The organism is Alicyclobacillus sacchari, assembly GCF_004366795.1.
GTDB lineage: Bacteria > Bacillota > Bacilli > Alicyclobacillales > Alicyclobacillaceae > Alicyclobacillus > Alicyclobacillus sacchari.
Genome location: NZ_SORF01000011.1, coordinates 57123 through 74099, shown reverse-complemented (window position 1 = coordinate 74099; position 16977 = coordinate 57123). Strand labels below are relative to the sequence as shown.

Genomic DNA, 16977 nt, shown 5'->3' with positions numbered 1-16977 from the left:
GATGACATTATGCGTACCTTCCAGCGCTCCTATACTTAACCTGTAAGCACATGTCAGTCGCGGGCGACATCTGAAGGCAGTTGGAACAAAGAAACGCCTTCGCGGCCCAAGTCCTCGGGCAGTGGGGGCAATTCGTCGAGCGAACGAAGACCAAATTGACGGAGGAATTCACTTGTCGTGCCAAAGAGAATGGGTCTACCCGGAGCATCCTGGCGGCCTACTTCTTCCACAAGTCGGCGGTGTACCAGTGTAGCCAAGGCGCGGTCGGACTGAACGCCGCGAATCTCGTCAATTTCGGCGCGTGTAATGGGCTGCTTGTAGGCAACGACCGCGAGAACCTCAAGCGCCGCCGTCGACAATGTACTCTGCATGGGCGTTTGCGCCATTCGTTTCAGGTAATCCGCGTATTCAGGACGAGTGACCAACTGCCACGTCTCGGCCACTTGTTGTACGGCGATCCCGGCTGAACGGTCGTCGAGCTGTGCTCGCAACTGCAGACATAAGCTCTCGGCCTCACCGAGGGAAACACCGAGAATCGATGCGATGTCCCTCGTTTCCAAACCGTCGCTTCCAACCGCAAACAAGACGGCTTCTAATGCGGACAACAGGTGCATATCAATCCCCCACCCAAATCAGCTCAAGTGGACCAAATGGCTCTGTTTGGCGGCACGCCAAGCGACCGTCTTTCATCAATTCGAGTACGGCGAGAAACGCCGTCACCAGCTCCGGGCGCGTGCGTGCTCCCTGAAACAACACGGCAAACTCAGTCATCCGGTAGCGCTGCATCCGTTCTGCAATTTCTTCCATGACATGTTCAACCCGTTCGACATGGCCCCGAATTTCCGCCACCCGCTCACTGGGTGGCAGGCGCAAATAGAGTTTGCGAAAGGCGTCCACCAAATCCCAAAGGGTGACTCCAGACAAGGGCGGCACTTCGCGCGTGCGAAACGGATTGAGATCCATGGGCTGCCGGGAGTAAACCTCGGCCCGATTTGCAGCCATCGTTGAAAGTTGCGCAGCAGCCCATTTGCAGCGTTCATATTCCAATAATTGTTCAACGAGCGGGGCCCGCGGATCCTCAACCTCTTCTTCGTCGCTTGTGCGTGTCCGCGGCAAGAGCATCCGCGATTTGATAGACAAAAGTGTTGCGGCCATTACCAAAAATTCACTGGCGATTTCCAGCGACCAAGTCTCCATCTCGTGCAGGTACTCCATGTATTGATCCGTAATGGACGCGATGGGTATGTCATAAATATCGACTTCGTGCTTGCGGATGAGATGTAACAACAAATCCAACGGGCCTTCAAACTGGGCCAGGCGAACTTCATAAGGCATGCACTCACCTCCTCACGTCCCATAGAACCAGGACATGAGCAGATAAACGAGATCGGAAAAGGCGGCATTCAACGATGGCACGAGGAAAACGAACAGCAAAATCCACGGCCCATACGGTTCGAGCCGACTATATGCAGCCGCTTGGCGATAGGGTAACAGTTCGTACAAAATGCGCGAGCCATCCAGCGGTGGAATGGGAATGATGTTCAGCACGAACAACGCAAGATTAATCTCGAATAAGATGCCAAGTACAGTCCCTAACAGCCCGTATGTGTACGGTTGCATGGCTCTCAGCACACCAAAGCTCGCCGCCGCGATTACTAGGTTGGAACATGGCCCTGCGGCCGCCGTGACGATCACGCCGAGGCGCCGATGGCGAAATTGGCCTGGACGGATGGGCACAGGCCGCGCCCAGCCAATTGGCGCAATGAGCATCGCGATGACGCCTGTCCACTCGAGGTGAACGAGTGGATTGAGGGTCAACCGGCCTTCTTGGCGCGCCGTTTGATCCCCTTGCAGATCAGCTGCCAAGGCATGGGCAAATTCGTGAACCACGAGACTCGCAAGCACGAGCAAGACACGCAGAATCCAAGTTGGCGACGACCATTGAGCGAACAAAGCGAAACCTCCCGCCGCGATCGATAGACGAATTATAGCATAGTGCCGCGAATGTCACGCAGGCGGGCGCTCCACAGGCTGCGCTCCACAAAAGCGGCGTCCGTATGCATGAGAGCGTCTTTCAATTCGCTGGCACAATGTGGTCTGTTACTGGCGATAAGCAGGCGATTTTGGCTCGTCCACGGCACGCCCACAGGCAGATCGACCACCGATGCGAACCGCTCTCTGCACGCCTCGACAAATGTTCGCAACTGCCCGCTTCGATAGTGAGACGCAATGATGTTATAGACGATCATGCCGGACGGCTGAAGGACAGCAAGTAGCCAATCCCACACTTCCGAGGCCAGGGCAGGCTGGTAAATGCGTGTCTTCAAGTAGGCGTCGACGAAGACGAGATCATATCGCCCAGCCATCTCGGAGCGTATGAACGCAAAACCGTCACCGACCCAGTAATCGGCCTCCTTGTGTGTTGGCGCTTGGAAGTACTCCATGCCAAGTCCAAGTACCGTTTCGTCGATCTCGACGCCGTGAAGCAGACACTTGGGGTGGATCTTCCGAACATGATACAGGCTGGTACCTGCGCCAACGCCGATCGATAAGAACGAGGACAGCTGCGGTTGTGCCTGGACGAGCGCTCGAAACGCGCGTTGATACGGGAAAACCGGCCGGTCTGGCCGGGCGAGATCGACCGCCCCTTGCCAACCGCCCCGCTTTCCGAATCGCATTTGACGCACACGTCCATCGTCAATGACTTCTATCCAATCGTGCACCGAACCAGGTCCAGAAAATAGTTCTGAAATCGCACGTCATCCCCAATCGCAAACAGTCTGCAATTAGTATAACGGAACGACGCAATGCCGTCAGGCTGTGGCTGCAGCTGGCTGCCGTGACCAGAAACGCGAGAGAAATGGCCAAACAGGTCGCACGATACCGACAAACGTCTGAAACATGCCGAAATAGCGGAATAATCGGGGAAGGAACATCAACATGCTGAGCATGACGGCTCTCACCTCCACCTTTCTTCTGCACCATATGCGATGGCGAGGTCATTCTTGTGGGCGCTCGAACTGACGATTGTGCGCCAACATCAACACCCATTCGATGGCACAAGTGGTGACAGGAGAACCTCGCTGCGGTGCATCAAGCCCTTGCATCTTGCCGATGTCACCGATGCCAATGACAACCGGTGCATCGAGTCGGCGCAGGATATCGACCGTATCCCCCTCGACGATGTATGAGTTTAATTCGAAACCGTCTTTATCGACCGCCCGTTCCACTCGGTGGCCAAAGCGATCGATACTAAAATCAACCGCCGCTCCTTCGACGTCAGTTGTCTTCGACGCGACGGCGAGCGCACCAATGACCTCGATGTCAGGGTGATGCAAGAGTACACTCAAAGCCGACTCCCCGCCTGACTCATGTTTGTTGCCGTTGTCATCGAGCATCACAATGACAGGATCGCCCGCGGACTGGCGGATCCAGTCGACAAGTTGGACACCTGACGCAGGCGTCGGATTCCCGGCACTCTCTGCGATGACCTCGCACCCTGTGCGACGTGCCGCCATTTTAAGCGCACGCAGGGCCATGTGATCGCCATCGGTAACGACAATCACCCGGCGCTTGCCCCTTGCTTTGCTGCTTTGTGCGTGTTGCATGATGCTCATCCTTTGGGTTTTGCAAAAATGGCAGCCAAAAAGGCGAAGACAATGGCGGCCGAAATACCTGCGCTGGTGACCTCAAAGATGCCGGTGATCACGCCAATCCAACCGTGTGTCTGTGCCTCGAGCATGGCACCGTGAACGAGCGCGTTGCCAAAACTCGTGATCGGTACTGTTGCACCTGCACCCGCAAATTTGATAAGCGGATCGTACAGCCCTAACCCATCGGCCACCGCCCCGGCAACGACCAATATAGACATGACATGCCCAGGCGTCATCCGCGTCGAATCCATGAGAATTTGACCCACGGCACAAATGGCGCCGCCGACGAGAAATGCCCAAATAAACGTCGACCAGGTTGGCACGGCTTACACATCCTTTCGTTCGAACGCGATCGCGTGGGAAATACCCGGAATGGTATCGCTTTGTTGGGCACTGACAGTCGACAGCAAGGCGCCAGTGGCACTGACCAAAATCCGCTTATAGGTACCGTCGAGAAGTCGTTTAAAAAGGTGCCCAAATGTCACGATGGTGCAGCACGCCCCACCGCTGCCTCCAGAAAACACTTCTGATTGTTTCGGGTCGTAAATCAGGGCCCCACAGTCGTTTAACCGCTCTGGCTCGGGTTCCATGCCACGCTCTGCCAGCAGCTTGCGCAGCAGCGTCAATCCAATGTGGCCGAGGTCTCCGGTGACAACGAGATCGTAATCGCCAAAGGTACGCCCCGTGTCACGCAAATGCTGCAAAATGGTATCACAAGCGGCTGGTGCCATGGCGGCGCCCATTTCCCAAGGCGATTGAATGCCAAAGTCGACGACGCTGCCAATGGTCGCGTGAGTCAGTTGAATGGCACCAGGTGCGCCAGAAAGCACGGTGGCCCCGGCCCCTGTCACCGTCCGTTGCGCCGTCGGCGGCTTTTGCGCACCGTACTCCGTAGGGTAGCGAAATTGACGCTCGGCAGTGCTGGTGTGACTGGAGGTGCCCACGATGGCTCGCTGTGCGTGGCCCGAATGCACGATCAAGGCGCCAAGCGCGAGCGATTCACAGATGGAGGCACAGGCGCTATAAACGCCTAAGGCCGGCCGCATGAACGCGCGCGTGCCAAAATAAAATCCGGTTAACTGAGCGTTGAGATCGCCGCCAACCAAGATATCAATATCTTCACTCGTCACATGCGCCCGCTCCATGGCAGTCTGCACCGCTCGCGCAAACATTCGCTGTTCGGAATGCTCCCACGTGTCGTCATCGATCCGGTCGTTGTCGAGACGGATGTCAAAATCCTGTCCTAAAGGTCCCTGCCCTTCGAGTTGTCCGGCAACGGTTCCAACACCCGCCACATACACCGGACTGGACTGTAAGTCCCACGTGGATCGCCCCAAGCGCGCCATGTCCTCATCCCCCTTACAGGTGCTCGATGATATAGCGAATGAGAGCGATAAAGAAAGCACTCACAACCCCATACACAATCACTGGGCCGGACACTTTGAACATGTTGCCGCCGATACCCGAAACGAGCCCTTCGCTCCTATGTTCCATGGCGGCTGAGGTCATCGTGTTGGAGAAGCCCGTGACAGGCACCGCTGACCCTGCTCCGGCCCACTGCGCAAATCGATCGTACACCCCAAATGCCGTGAAGCAGGCCGCAAGGAAGATGAGGACTGCGACAGTAGGATTGCCGGCCTCTGTGGGCTTAAAGTGTCCGTAGCGGATAAAGAGCGTTTGGATGACCTGCCCAAGTTCGCAAATCAGACCACCCACGATAAACGCCCGCACCGTGTTGCGAACAATCGGGCGAGCTGGTCGCTCGCGTTTCACCAGTTCCTGATAGCGAAGGCGATCCTCTTTTGTGACCAGCGACACGCACATCCCTCCCACAAGCGTTCGTTTGATCGACGATAGGATGCCCCGCGCACATCAAAAAAGCCGCCAATGGCGGCCTTCGCAATTATCCACTTCAAGGATCTTCAACATTTCACTCCAATTCCTTCTTGATATGCTGTAAAATACGCTTTTCAAGCCGAGATACCTGAACTTGCGAAATCCCCAAAACACGGGCGACATCGCTTTGCGTTTTGTCGCGAAAGAAGCGCATGTACACAATAAATCGTTCGCGCTCCGGCAATCGTCCGATAATCTCATGGAGTTCCACTTTATCAAAATTCCCATCCGTCTCTTCATCGGCAATTTGATCCATAAGATAAATCGGATCACCATCATTTTCGTATACCGTTTCGTGAATCGACGCGGGCGCGCGCAACGCCTCCTGTGCAAATACGATTTCGGACGGCTCCATGCCCATAGCTTCCGCAACTTCCGTAATATGCGGTTGTCTGCCAAGTTCCTTGGAGAGCCGATCGCGCACGTGCCGAATTTGTTTTGCCGTCTCCTTCAAGCTGCGACTGACTTTCACCGTGCTATCGTCGCGCAAAAATCGCTGAATTTCGCCGATGATCATGGGAACGGCATATGTGGAGAATTTTACATCGTACGACAAATCGAATTTGTCAACGGCCTTCATCAGGCCAATACAACCGATCTGAAAAAGATCATCGGCTTCGTACCCGCGCCCCAAAAAGCGTTGCACAACAGCCCAGACAAGTCTTTGATTATGTACGATCAGCTTGTCACGCGCCTCTGTATCGCCCTCGTGACTCAACTCAAGAAGCTTACGTACCTCGTCATCTGAAAGTTTCTGGTGCTTAAAAGACGACTCTTTCGCATAGTCCATCGCGAGACAGCCCCCTTACATGACGTCAGGGGCGGTTCGAAACGTTTTAACGAGCGTGACGCGAGTTCCTTCCCCCACTTCAGAAACAATTTCCATCGCGTCGACAAACGTCTCCATGATGGTCATGCCCATACCGGATCGCTCCAATTCGGGACGCGAGGTATACATCGGCTGTTTCGCCATTTCAATATCAGGGATGCCGACGCCATGATCCTCGATCACGACACGGACCGTATGTTCAAAGAGCGCACACTCGACGGTCACTTCTCCGTCGCCTTCCTGGTATCCGTGAATGATGGCATTGGTGACTGCCTCGGAAACGGCGGTCTTTAATTCGGTCAGTTCCTCCATGGTCGGGTCCAGCGACGCGACGAAGGACGCAACGGCCACCCGAGCCAGCGATTCGTTTTCCGACCGGCTTGGAAACTGCAGGCGCAGGTAATTGTCAAGGCGGACATCCTCAGCGATGCGATCCATACATATCACGCTCCCAGAATGGCTGCCATCGCAGCTTCCTCAGATTCGTAAACCGGCAGTATCTTGAGCAGGCCTGACATCTCAAACAATCTTCGCAACGATGTACTCACTTCGCAAAGAGCCATCTTGCCACCGTGTTCCGTGACTGTACGGTATCGACCAAGAATCAACCCCAGGCCCGAACTGTCCATGAAGTCGATGTTTCGAAACGACATCACCAACCCCCGATACCCGTGTTCCTCGAGTTGTTCTTCGATTCTATCCCGAATTTGTTCCACAGCGTGGTGGTCCAATTCTCCTTTGAGTCCAATGACCAAGACACCATGCTCGTATCTCGTCTCGACTGGCACCGTCATTCTCCCTCCATATCAGCGATCTGGCCAACAATTTCACGCTTCAAACGGTCAATTCCTGCCTGTTGACAAAAGTAGTTGTGATTCTTGCGTTTTCGACAATTCTCCCATTTCAAGTTAAACTTGTACGTAGTAAAATTGACAAAAACGGTCGTGGAGGTCGTTTGATGGAAACACTCGGAAGGAAATTACGAGCTCTCCGCAAACAACGTGGTTTGACCCAACTTCAATTGGCAAGTGGCGTCTCAACGCCAAGTATGATCAGCCAAATTGAAACGGATCGTTCAACACCGTCACAACAGTTGCTTGCACAACTGGCCCATCGACTTGGCGTCGAGTTGAGCTATTTTGAAACTGAGTTTATTGAAAAGTCGGACGAACTGCAGTGTTACCGATCAGCCAAGGAACACATGGAGGCGGGGAAGTATCGTGAAGCCATTGATCTGTTTCAGTCCCTGAGCTGGCCGCTGGCGCCACAATTTCGTCCGGATGCCCTCTATATGGAGTTAGCCACCTGCTACTTTCAACTTCAAGACTATGAACGCGCGGCCAATATGTACGAATCGCTCATTGAATTGGGCTGCAACCGTTCGGATATTTCCATCGTGGTGCGCGGTTATTACCACGGTGCGCTGGCGCGTCGCAAACTGGGTCAAGACGATGTGGCAACGACGTATTTGGAACGGGCTCGCGAGATCATTCGCACACATGTGGAATTCTATATGCCGATTTCGATGAAAATAGGGCTTAGTTTAGCGCGGCTCCATCTGCAATCCAGCCGATTCGCAAAGGCTAAAGAAATCTATCTTGAACTATTGGAACTCACACACAAACATTCTAACCGTGTGGACTTCGCAACGATTTACCACGGTCTCGCATGTGCGTCGACCTACCTGGGGGAATTTGAAGACGCCTTAGTGTACTGCGATCGGGCAGTTGATGAACACGAAAACTCACGGAATTTCGGCAACGCTATGCGCTGCCGTATCAATCACGGCCTCATCCTGCGTCTGGCCAATCGCTATGACGAGGCCTACGAATATCTGCAGGAACTTCGTTCGCAAATGAACCCGCACGATGATCTCCTGCGCACAGCGCTACATCACGAACTCGCTCAACTCTGTTTGTCATTGGAACGGTTCGATGAGGGGATCGACCACACCGAGACCGCGCTGGCATCGAAACGTCTTGACATACGTGCCGAAATCGGATTACGAACACTGCGTATTCAGCTATTTTCCAGACTCCAAGATTTTGTGAACGCACATGCCGAGCTGGATCGACTGGAGGGTTGTTGCAAGGACGACCCAACGCGTTTGCCGAGGGGGTACGCCAGCATGAAATGCGACATTCTGCATCAAATCGGCGCTGCCGATGAGTTGATCGAGTTCTGTCAAATGCAAGCTGGGCAAGCGCTCACTACAGGCGAACAGTACGGTCGAGAAATGGCGCCGCTCTCGTTTTGGATATTTCCACGACAATAACATTCGTCAGCAAAAAGCTCGTTCGCTCGACAAATTGTCGATTAGGGTCGAGCGAACGAGCTGTCATTTTCGACACTTGGTCGAGAGCAATTACTCGGCGTGACCAAAGGTAACGACCTTTTTAACGGTTTTTGCAAAACCCTGGAAGAAATTAGCCCTATCCACAGACTGTTTCGCCACCAAAGGTACTTCAGCAACCTTTTCACCGCCAGAGCGAACGATGACCCTGCCGACCACGGTCCCGACTTGCACAGGTGCCTTCACCTTGTCCAAGACCACTTCTGTCGTATACGGCTTGCGTGCTCCCTTTTCAGCCACAAACGCGACTGGCTCCTTCGTGACAGCTTCCACGGTATCGCGCGTGCCCTTCGTCACTTTTGCCTTGCCCACGACTTGGCCCTTCGGATACACCGACACGGTCGTATAATGGGCAAACGCCCAATTGAGCATGCCACTTACTTCTGCGTTGCGAACGGCCGGTTTGGGCTCACCCATCACCACTGCAATCACACGAAATCCTTCACGCTTAGCGGTCGCCGATAAACAATATTTTGCTTCTTGGGTGTACCCCGTTTTTAAGCCATCGACACCGTCGTAAAAACGCACCAGTTTATTCGTGTTGACCAGCCAAAGCGGGTGATTGCTGTCTTTGCGCAGATAATCGCTGTAGATGGATGTAAACGATGTCACTTCCGAATGCGCCAAAAGCGCACGGGACATCACCGCGATGTCGTGTGCACTCGAATAATGGTTTTCCACAGGAAGTCCGTTGCAATTCGAGAAGTGCGTATCGGTCATGCCAAGCTGTTTGGCACGCTCGTTCATCCGAGCCACAAAGGCCTCTTCACTGCCATCGAGATGCTCCGCCATCGCCACGCAAGCGTCGTTCGCCGAAGCAACGGCAATTCCTTTGACCATATCGCGCACTGTCATGCTTTCTTCGGGCTCGAGAAAGATTTGCGATCCGCCCATGCTCGCCGCATGCTCACTGACTTTTACCGAGTCGGTCCACTTCAGCTTTCCTGAATCGATGGCTTCAAAGATAAGAAGGAGTGTCATGATCTTCGTGATGCTCGCCATGGGGAGCCGTTCGTGCGCATCTTTTGCATACAACACTTTTCCTGTTGTCGCGTCCATAAGCACCGCAGAACGGGCTTGCTTGGCGAGATCGACAGATGACGCTGATTCCGCCTTTGGAGCGTCTGGCATCTCCTTGATGGGAATGATGGAGCCAGTCTTTGAAGTTGCATCCGCGTGCACCATCGGCGCGCATGGGCCACCGAGAGCCGCCAGCAATGCGGTCGCGGCGACGGCCTTGTGCATACGTTTGGTGTGCCGTTTCATCCTGCAACCCCCTTTTCGTTCGGTTTCGAATCGAATCGGGGTTATTTTGTGCAGAGATCCATGCATCTACACGCACGCAATCCGAACCCAGGAGTTACTTCCACATGTCCAAAGAATGTTTATCGATGGAGCTGCAACGAATCCAGAAACGAAACTCCTACGGGCGGTTGATCGACTCCAAAGAAGTTAGCTACCGTGGCACCGACATCGGCGAATGTGGAACGTACCCCCAAGTCGACCGGCGACGTCATCCGCATGTGCCAGGCCAACACCGGAACGCGCTCCCGCGTGTGATCCGTACCAGGAACCGTCGGATCGCAACCGTGATCGGCCGTCACGATGAGCAGGTCCTGCGGCTGCATGGCAGCAAGCAACGGCCCCAGCAAACGGTCAAACGCCTCGATGGCCCGGGCAAAGCCGACCGGGTCATTACGGTGCCCATACTTGGCATCGAAGTCAACCAGATTCGCATAAATCAGTCCCTCATGGACTACCTGCATCTGCTCTGCAATGATGCGCATCGCATCGTCATTGTCATGTGTATGAATGCTCGTTGTCACGCCCGATCCGCCATAAATGTCACCGATTTTTCCAATCCCGACGACCGGATACCCGGCTCGCTCGACGGCATTCAACGCCGTATCGCCAAAGTGTAACGAAAAATCGCGGCGTCGATCGGTACGCACAAAACCGCCTGGTTCACCGACAAACGGACGAGCGATCACACGCCCGACTGCATGGCGTCCTGTCAGGATGGAACGCGCGTACGCGCACCAGTCGTACAACGTGGCGATGGGTACGACGGCTTCATGTGCCGCGACCTGAAATACGCTGTCCGCGGACGTATACACGATTGGGCGGCCCGTTTGCATGTGGAGTTCGCCATACTCCTCGATGACGACGGTACCGGAAGCCGGCTTATTGGCCAGCACCGGTTTTCCCACATACCGCTCAAAAGGTTCAATGATTCCGGGCGGAAATCCATTCGGGTACGTCGGCATAGGCTCGGACAAGACAACCCCGACAAATTCCAAGTGCCCGTTCGTCGTGTCCTTTCCGGCCGAGCGCTCCACCATGGTGCCGTACGCTCCTATGGCCGCAGCCTTCGACACGCCTGGCACATCGTCGATCCGCCCCAGACCGAGGCGTTCCAAGTTGGGAACCGCCAATCCGCCGACAGCCTCCGCCACATGGACGATGGTATTGCTCATGGCGTCTGGCTCGCCGTATAAAGAAGCATCTGGCGCAGCGCCGATCCCACAACTATCAAGGACAATCCAAATACAACGTCGCGATGACAAAGTGCCATCCCCTCCCTGGTGTTAGGAACGCGGGTGAGCGGAAACATAGACTTGCTTCATGCGCGTTTTTGTCACATGAGTATATATTTGCGTCGTCGAGATGTCCGCATGCCCGAGCATCTCCTGCACTGCGCGCAAGTCAGCGCCCCGCTCCAAAAGATGCGTCGCAAACGAATGCCGGAGCGTGTGTGGCGTGATGTCCGACACAATGCCGGCTTCACGCGCATGCTTTTTGATAATCTTCCAGAATCCCTGCCTGGACATTTGCGTGCCGTGATGATTCACAAATAAGGCTGTTTCTCCTGCGCGAACCAAGACAGGACGAGCGTGATCGAGGTATGCCAGGAGCGCTCGCAAGGCGTACTCGCCAATTGGAATGACACGCTCCTTGCCTCCCTTGCCGAAGCAACGCAAAAAGCCCGCAGCAAGATGCACGTCTTCACAGCGCAGCGAGACCAACTCGCTGACACGGATGCCTGTAGCGTACAGCAGTTCCAACATCGCCACATCGCGAAGACCTGTCGGACCACTGGGATCGGGCGCGCGCAACAGACGGTCGACATCTTCTGGCGTCAATACGCGCGGCAAGCGCTTTTCAATCCGTGGCGTTTCCACATGCAGCGTCGGATCTCGCGGCAATAAATCCTCGCGCACAAGAAAGTGAAAAAACGAGCGAATGCTCGCCAAATTCCTAGATAGAGTTGAACTCGCACGACCGCGCGCGTGCAGATGCGCCAAGTACGCGTTGATATGGTGCCTCTCCACATCACCCCAACGACATCCGCGTTCGTTCAGGTACATATGAAAGGCACGCAAGTCGCGCTCATACGAGTCGAGTGTGTTGACGGACAACCCCCGCTCCACGCGAAGATGTTCCATAAACTGCTGAATCCACTCGTCCATAGGAACGCTCCTTTGCCGTCCAAATCTAAAAGCATTGGAGTATTCCACGATCACAGCCGAAAGTCCTGCAACCACACGTTTCCTTTGGAAGACCATCACGCCTTTGGATGCTTCATCAATTCATAAATGGCCTCTTGTTCATCAGGTTGTACCGCGACATCCTGGAGTACGATATTGCGCGACTCGTGACCGCAGCGCTGGCAACGATGAACAATTTGATACCCTTTGCGTGGATTGTACTCAATCCGTAACGGCTCCATGATGCCTCCGCAATTTGCCTGTCTATCGCCGGGGAAGATATCAAGATGCACGGAATACAAACAGTGTGGACAGTGATTGCGGCATGTCCGTTCACTTGGTTGAACCTGCAAGCCGCAGTTCATACATGTAAACGATTCATTGCGATGTGTAAAACGAGACACGAACCAGCCCTCACCCGATGAGTCGAGTCAGCAAAGCAGGAACCATGAAAGCCTGCACAGAAGCCCCTAACATGATTCCGCCGCTGCATAACAAAAATGTACCAGTATATCTCAAGAACTGCACGGTAAGACGAGACACCGGCACGGCTTGCATCACCAATTGGTAGGAAAAACGAATTGCCGTCGCGCTTGCAATGAACAGCGTGAACAACATGATCAATTGATGCACAAATATCCCGATAGAGGCGACGGCAAATCCCTTCCATCCAAACTGGAGTGTCGTATAGGCAACACCGAACCCGACCGTAAACGATTTGAGGAACACCGCACCGACGATGAACGGAATGCCGATGACAGAGACGCCAAACAGCCAAATACATCCTATCCATTCCGCGTCCGACAGTGCGCGTTGTGCCCATACCTCGCTGCCAGACGCAATCTGGTGGTGTGCAAGGGCGATAAAGAGTTGTTCTAAGGCGTTTCCCAAAACCATCTTGTCCGCCTGCCCAAGTTGTCCCGCGACCATTGCGCCGAACACAAGTCCACAAACGGCGATACCAAGCAGAAACGACCATGTGTGCCCATGTTTTCCGACCTGTGCGCGTAGCTGGTGGCGGATCGTATGCGTGAGTAGATACCAGCGGCGACGTTGTGGTACGAATGCGGTCGATCTCACGTTCCATCCCCCAAATTCGGCGTCGGCTACTTGACCTGACAAGCCGTTTGTTCCAGAGGCGCGTACATCAACCACACCTCTCAACAGGATTCTATGAAACGAGTATCGCCGCTAGACTTTGAAATTCTCATTTGTCCTGATGGTCTGCGAGATTTTGCAAAAAGGGGCGCACGCCCCTCCCTCACACCAGCAACTTGCCGTAGGTGCCTGCCCCTCCAGCCGCGAACGAAACATGGCCCCGCAACGTTTGAAACACGCGCTCTCCGAGAGCCTCACCGACAACCTGTTGCACATCTTGTTTGGCAATATCTTCTCGGAGCAACGCGAGTTCGCTGCCGAAAGCGTCGACCAGCGACCGATACGCTTTCGGCCCCACCCCGGGAATGGCCAGCAGCGGTACAATGTGGCGATACGGAGGACGCCAATGTGGATGGTGCGGCTCAGCAAAATCAGCCAAAGCGGCAATCCGATCCGACACTCCTGTCACCACATGGCGATGCGTTCCGCAACTGCACACGCGCCCTTCCCCGGCAACCTCACCACAGCGTCGACAGCGCGTTTGATAGTACTTTCCGTGTACTGGGTGAAGGCCAATGTTTTCGACAATTTCCCTGCCTTCCTGTCGAGCGAGCAAGCGGCGGACCTCTGCGAACGACAAGTCTGCAAGCAACACGCGATTGCATTCGCGGGCAATGGTATCAAGACCGTGCGCGTCTGAGTTCGAAAGGTATGTGAACGGCTGAATTTGCTCGATCCGGTCAGCCATCGACGTATCCGCCGAAAGGCCAAGTTCCAACGCGTCGATCGCACCGAGATCGATGAAGTCGGAAACCCGGTCGACGGCAGCGCCAAGAATCCCTTTGAATGGCGTGAACGCGTGATGGATCACGAGCAAACCACCGCGTTCGTGCGTCTCCTGACTAAGCACTGAAGCATCCGTACGCGCAAGTTGAGACGACAGCGAAGTGTTTGTTTGCACCGTCTTGAGCCATCCATTGAAATCGCGCGCCGCTGCGAGATTCGGAAACCAGCAGCCAAAGTGAGCGGCTCGTCCCTTCGGCCCCTTCAATTCGATTTCCGATCCGACGACGACCAGCACCCGATCCCGATAGAGCAGGCCGCCGGCCGGCAACTCGGCGAGATCGCCAGCTGCAACCAACTCGTCCAGTTCGGCCAAGACCGGATCGCACACACCGTCGATCACGCCGACAATGTCGAGCCCCTTCACAGTTTGCGCGTGTTCGAGCAAGTTCGTCAGCGTAAGATTCTTCCCGGCGGCGATTTTCACGGGCCTATCTTTTGCGCGTCCAACGTGGATGTGAAAGTCCGCAAAGTAGGTTTTCATCGGCCGTTCTGGCGCCACCAGTAAAGCGCCACGAGCGTCTTGGCGTCCTCGATTTCACCGTTTGCAAGCATCCGCTCAATGTCATCCCGGGCAAAGAGGCGCGCTTCGACAAATTCGTCGGCGTCAGGGTGTACCTCCCCGGCTTCCACGGCCTTGGTGAAATAGACGTGCAAATACTCGTTGGTGAATCCGGGTGCCGTGAAAAAACTGTGCACCAGCTGTACATCCTTCGAGACATACCCCGTTTCTTCAGCCAGTTCCCGCAGCGCGGCTTGTTCCGGTGCTTCACCCGGTTCCAACTTGCCCGCAGGAATTTCCCACAAGACTTTTTCACACGGCTTGCGATATTGCTGTACAAGCACGACGAAACCAGGTTCCGCCTCGGCCAACACCGCCACCGCACCTGGATGAACAACAACTTCCCGCGTACTGGTCGATCCGTTGGGCAGTTTCACTGTCAGCCGCTTCAACTGAATCATGCGTCCCGCAAACAATGACTCCTCGCCAATCGTCTCTTCATGATGAATCACGTCAAAATCCCTCCTTGTCCATGCCCGCCTGACTGCAAATCTCGACGATGAGATGCTCAAGCTGGCACAGACTGGTCACGCTGATACACTCGTCCTCTGAGTGTGAACCTTTATAACCTGTGCCGAGATTCAGAGCTTCCACACCGAACGTGGACAACCAGTTTGCGTCACTCCCATGCACCACATGCAGCTCCTGACACGCGAGATTGGAGCGGCGGATCGCAGAAGTTACCGCACGATACCAGGCTCCCTCGCGCGCGACGGCATAGGGCGGATACACGAGTTCGTGCTCGACGCGGCCGTCGTAGCCACAGGCGGCCGCCGTCCGCTGAAAATCATCGGATGCAGCACGGACCGCGTCTTCGAGTAGATGGATCTCGCTCGCAATCGCTCTTCCCATCACCTGTACGCCCCCGTCCACCGGATGAAACGAATCGATCTCGATGGTTGCACCGCCAAACGATTTCTGGCGCATGGCTGAGACGGCTTGCGCAGTCGCCTGCATCGCCCCGACCTGTGGCATGCCAGCGCCACTCGCCGCACAAAGTGTGCCAGTCAAGCGAACGAGACCGGATCCCGATGTGACAATGGAACCCACCGGACCATCGCAGTCGAGCACCAACGCCCTCTCTGCGCCGAGGGCGCTGGGCTCGAGTGATCGCACACCATAGAGCCCCGCCTCTTCACCGACGGTCAAGAGTACCTGAATGTCCCCATGAGGCAGGTTCTCCTCGTGCAGGCGCCGAATCGATGCGAGAATCGCTGCAACCCCCGCCTTGTCGTCAGCACCTAACTGCGCAAGGGTACGACTGCGAATCACGCCCTCGTGATCGATGTATGGCACGGCTTTCGACGCTGACCTTACCGTGTCCAGATGCGCACACAACAAAACGGCGGACATGCCGGATCTACCGGGCATGGCCGCCCACAGATTTCCGGTCTGCCCACCGAATTTGCGATCGGCGTTGTCGATCTGCACCTCGCAGCCGAAACGTTCGAGCCATGCACGACATGCACTGGCCATCGCCCCTTCTTGAAACGAAGGGCTTGGGATGGCAACGAGATCGAAAAAGAGTCCGATTACGCCATTCCGTCCGGTGATTGGCTCAGGCGTCTGCATGGCTCATCCCAGAGGGGGTCAGAGTGCAGTCAAACACGTCACAAAACGCGTCGCAAAGCACCTTCTCCCAGACAGGCAAGGATTGTGGCTCGCCCAATACCTGTGCGATGGACGTTACCCCGCGATCCTGAATGCCACAGGGAACAATGGCGCCAAAGTCGGACAACTGCGTATTGACGTTGAGTGCGATGCCGTGATACGTGACGAATTCTCCGCTTGGGCGCCGCTTGACACGCGCACCCACGGCGCAAATCTTATCATCGCCAACCCATACACCAGGCAGATCGCCAACGCGGGTGCCCGTAATGCCCACGTTTGCGATAGCGCGGATTACGAACTCTTCCAAATTACGGACAAACCTGGAAACGTCGTTTCCCCACGGATCAAGGTGAAGAATCGGATACAAGACCAACTGTCCAGGCCCGTGGTATGTCACATCGCCGCCGCGATCGACTTCGCGCACGACAAAGCCTTGCCGCTCGAGTACTTCGGCAGGGAGCAGGATATGATCACGCGTACCGTTGCGACCGATGGTGATGGTCCGCGGATGCTCCAAAGCGTACACCGTCTGTCGCTCATCCGCGCCGGCAAGCAACGTATCGACGCGAGACAACTGCAATTCAAGAGCCTTATCGTATTCGATCTCGCCGAGCGACTGCCAATCAAGCGCAACTGCCATCTCG

At 55.2% G+C, this 16977-nt stretch carries 21 protein-coding genes; 1 reads left to right on the top strand and 20 read right to left on the bottom strand.

All coding sequences use genetic code 11. The features are described from left to right. Positions 1-53: 53 nt before the first annotated feature. From scpB to spoIIAA, 11 genes are all read right to left on the bottom strand, one after another. Complete coding sequence (gene scpB, locus C7445_RS11220) at positions 54-614, bottom strand: SMC-Scp complex subunit ScpB (RefSeq protein WP_134160366.1); 561 nt, start codon at positions 612-614, stop codon at positions 54-56. Between the two features lies 1 nt (position 615). Further along, complete coding sequence (locus tag C7445_RS11215) at positions 616-1335, bottom strand: segregation and condensation protein A (protein ID WP_134160364.1); 720 nt, start codon at positions 1333-1335, stop codon at positions 616-618. A 12-nt stretch (positions 1336-1347) separates the two neighbouring features. Further along, the gene (locus C7445_RS11210) at positions 1348-1953 is read right to left on the bottom strand and encodes a site-2 protease family protein (protein WP_134160362.1); all 606 of its coding nucleotides are present in this window, start codon (positions 1951-1953) and stop codon (positions 1348-1350) included. Positions 1954-1985: 32 nt separating this feature from the next. Further along, positions 1986-2723 carry a spermidine synthase gene (locus C7445_RS11205; protein WP_134160361.1) on the bottom strand — a complete coding sequence of 246 codons (738 nt, stop codon included), beginning with the start codon at positions 2721-2723 and terminating at the stop codon, positions 1986-1988. A 276-nt stretch (positions 2724-2999) separates the two neighbouring features. Further along, positions 3000-3608, bottom strand: a complete 609-nt coding sequence (locus C7445_RS11200; RefSeq protein WP_134160358.1) for a stage V sporulation protein AE — start codon at positions 3606-3608, stop codon at positions 3000-3002. A gap of 5 nt (positions 3609-3613) precedes the next feature. Then, positions 3614-3976, bottom strand: a complete 363-nt coding sequence (gene spoVAE / locus C7445_RS11195; protein ID WP_134160356.1) for a stage V sporulation protein AE — start codon at positions 3974-3976, stop codon at positions 3614-3616. Between the two features lie 3 nt (positions 3977-3979). After that, positions 3980-4999: a stage V sporulation protein AD gene (spoVAD, locus tag C7445_RS11190; RefSeq protein WP_134160354.1), complete on the bottom strand. Its 1020-nt coding sequence runs from the start codon at positions 4997-4999 to the stop codon at positions 3980-3982. Between the two features lie 13 nt (positions 5000-5012). Further along, positions 5013-5477 (bottom strand): stage V sporulation protein AC, encoded by a 465-nt coding sequence (spoVAC, locus tag C7445_RS11185; protein WP_424923007.1) that lies wholly within the window; start codon positions 5475-5477, stop codon positions 5013-5015. A gap of 106 nt (positions 5478-5583) precedes the next feature. Continuing rightward, complete coding sequence (gene sigF / locus C7445_RS11180; protein WP_134160350.1) at positions 5584-6339, bottom strand: RNA polymerase sporulation sigma factor SigF; 756 nt, start codon at positions 6337-6339, stop codon at positions 5584-5586. Positions 6340-6354: 15 nt separating this feature from the next. Beyond that, positions 6355-6816 carry an anti-sigma F factor gene (gene spoIIAB / locus C7445_RS11175; protein WP_134160348.1) on the bottom strand — a complete coding sequence of 154 codons (462 nt, stop codon included), beginning with the start codon at positions 6814-6816 and terminating at the stop codon, positions 6355-6357. 5 nt (positions 6817-6821) lie between these two features. Further along, positions 6822-7172 (bottom strand): anti-sigma F factor antagonist, encoded by a 351-nt coding sequence (gene spoIIAA / locus C7445_RS11170; RefSeq protein WP_208320906.1) that lies wholly within the window; start codon positions 7170-7172, stop codon positions 6822-6824. A gap of 164 nt (positions 7173-7336) precedes the next feature. On the opposite strand from spoIIAA, the gene C7445_RS11165 reads away from it, so the two are divergent. Next, positions 7337-8653: a helix-turn-helix domain-containing protein gene (locus C7445_RS11165; RefSeq protein WP_134160344.1), complete on the top strand. Its 1317-nt coding sequence runs from the start codon at positions 7337-7339 to the stop codon at positions 8651-8653. 90 nt (positions 8654-8743) lie between these two features. On the opposite strand, the gene C7445_RS11160 is transcribed toward C7445_RS11165, so the two are convergent. The 9 genes from C7445_RS11160 to lipB form a co-directional block, all read right to left on the bottom strand. Then, a complete protein-coding gene (locus C7445_RS11160) occupies positions 8744-9997 on the bottom strand; it encodes a D-alanyl-D-alanine carboxypeptidase family protein (protein ID WP_134160343.1) in 1254 nt (417 codons plus the stop codon). A gap of 119 nt (positions 9998-10116) precedes the next feature. Next, complete coding sequence (locus tag C7445_RS11155; RefSeq protein WP_134160341.1) at positions 10117-11298, bottom strand: phosphopentomutase; 1182 nt, start codon at positions 11296-11298, stop codon at positions 10117-10119. A gap of 21 nt (positions 11299-11319) precedes the next feature. After that, positions 11320-12201: a site-specific tyrosine recombinase XerD gene (gene xerD / locus C7445_RS11150; RefSeq protein ID WP_134160339.1), complete on the bottom strand. Its 882-nt coding sequence runs from the start codon at positions 12199-12201 to the stop codon at positions 11320-11322. A gap of 95 nt (positions 12202-12296) precedes the next feature. After that, positions 12297-12623, bottom strand: a complete 327-nt coding sequence (locus C7445_RS11145; RefSeq protein WP_134160337.1) for an RNHCP domain-containing protein — start codon at positions 12621-12623, stop codon at positions 12297-12299. A 10-nt stretch (positions 12624-12633) separates the two neighbouring features. After that, positions 12634-13299 (bottom strand): stage II sporulation protein M, encoded by a 666-nt coding sequence (locus C7445_RS11140; RefSeq protein WP_243835148.1) that lies wholly within the window; start codon positions 13297-13299, stop codon positions 12634-12636. 181 nt (positions 13300-13480) lie between these two features. Beyond that, the gene (locus C7445_RS11135; RefSeq protein WP_243835147.1) at positions 13481-14662 is read right to left on the bottom strand and encodes an endonuclease Q family protein; all 1182 of its coding nucleotides are present in this window, start codon (positions 14660-14662) and stop codon (positions 13481-13483) included. Further along, the gene (locus C7445_RS11130; protein WP_243835146.1) at positions 14641-15174 is read right to left on the bottom strand and encodes an NUDIX hydrolase; all 534 of its coding nucleotides are present in this window, start codon (positions 15172-15174) and stop codon (positions 14641-14643) included. Before C7445_RS11130 ends, C7445_RS11135 begins: the two co-directional genes overlap by 22 nt. Before the next feature lies 1 nt (position 15175). Further along, on the bottom strand, positions 15176-16294 hold the full coding sequence (locus tag C7445_RS11125) for a M20/M25/M40 family metallo-hydrolase (protein WP_134160335.1): 1119 nt from the start codon (positions 16292-16294) through the stop codon (positions 15176-15178). After that, positions 16281-16973, bottom strand: coding sequence for a lipoyl(octanoyl) transferase LipB (lipB, locus tag C7445_RS11120; protein WP_134160333.1), 693 nt, complete (start codon positions 16971-16973; stop codon positions 16281-16283). The genes C7445_RS11125 and lipB overlap by 14 nt, the downstream gene beginning before the upstream one ends. Between the last annotated feature and the right edge of the window lie 4 nt (positions 16974-16977).

Excerpts from the sequence above, each read along its gene's own strand:
- C7445_RS11200 (WP_134160358.1), bottom strand. The coding sequence starts at position 3,608 with ATGCAACACGCACAAAGCAGCAAAGCAAGGGGCAAGCGCCGGGTGATT.
- C7445_RS11160 (WP_134160343.1), bottom strand. The coding sequence starts at position 9,997 with ATGAAACGGCACACCAAACGTATGCACAAGGCCGTCGCCGCGACCGCA.
- xerD (WP_134160339.1), bottom strand. The coding sequence starts at position 12,201 with ATGGACGAGTGGATTCAGCAGTTTATGGAACATCTTCGCGTGGAGCGG.
- spoVAD (WP_134160354.1), bottom strand. The coding sequence starts at position 4,999 with ATGGCGCGCTTGGGGCGATCCACGTGGGACTTACAGTCCAGTCCGGTG.
- scpB (WP_134160366.1), bottom strand. The coding sequence starts at position 614 with ATGCACCTGTTGTCCGCATTAGAAGCCGTCTTGTTTGCGGTTGGAAGC.
- C7445_RS11125 (WP_134160335.1), bottom strand. The coding sequence starts at position 16,294 with ATGCAGACGCCTGAGCCAATCACCGGACGGAATGGCGTAATCGGACTC.
- C7445_RS11165 (WP_134160344.1), top strand. The coding sequence starts at position 7,337 with ATGGAAACACTCGGAAGGAAATTACGAGCTCTCCGCAAACAACGTGGT.
- sigF (WP_134160350.1), bottom strand. The coding sequence starts at position 6,339 with ATGGACTATGCGAAAGAGTCGTCTTTTAAGCACCAGAAACTTTCAGAT.
- spoVAC (WP_424923007.1), bottom strand. The coding sequence starts at position 5,477 with ATGTGCGTGTCGCTGGTCACAAAAGAGGATCGCCTTCGCTATCAGGAA.
- lipB (WP_134160333.1), bottom strand. The coding sequence starts at position 16,973 with ATGGCAGTTGCGCTTGATTGGCAGTCGCTCGGCGAGATCGAATACGAT.
- C7445_RS11215 (WP_134160364.1), bottom strand. The coding sequence starts at position 1,335 with ATGCCTTATGAAGTTCGCCTGGCCCAGTTTGAAGGCCCGTTGGATTTG.
- spoIIAB (WP_134160348.1), bottom strand. The coding sequence starts at position 6,816 with ATGGATCGCATCGCTGAGGATGTCCGCCTTGACAATTACCTGCGCCTG.
- spoIIAA (WP_208320906.1), bottom strand. The coding sequence starts at position 7,172 with ATGACGGTGCCAGTCGAGACGAGATACGAGCATGGTGTCTTGGTCATT.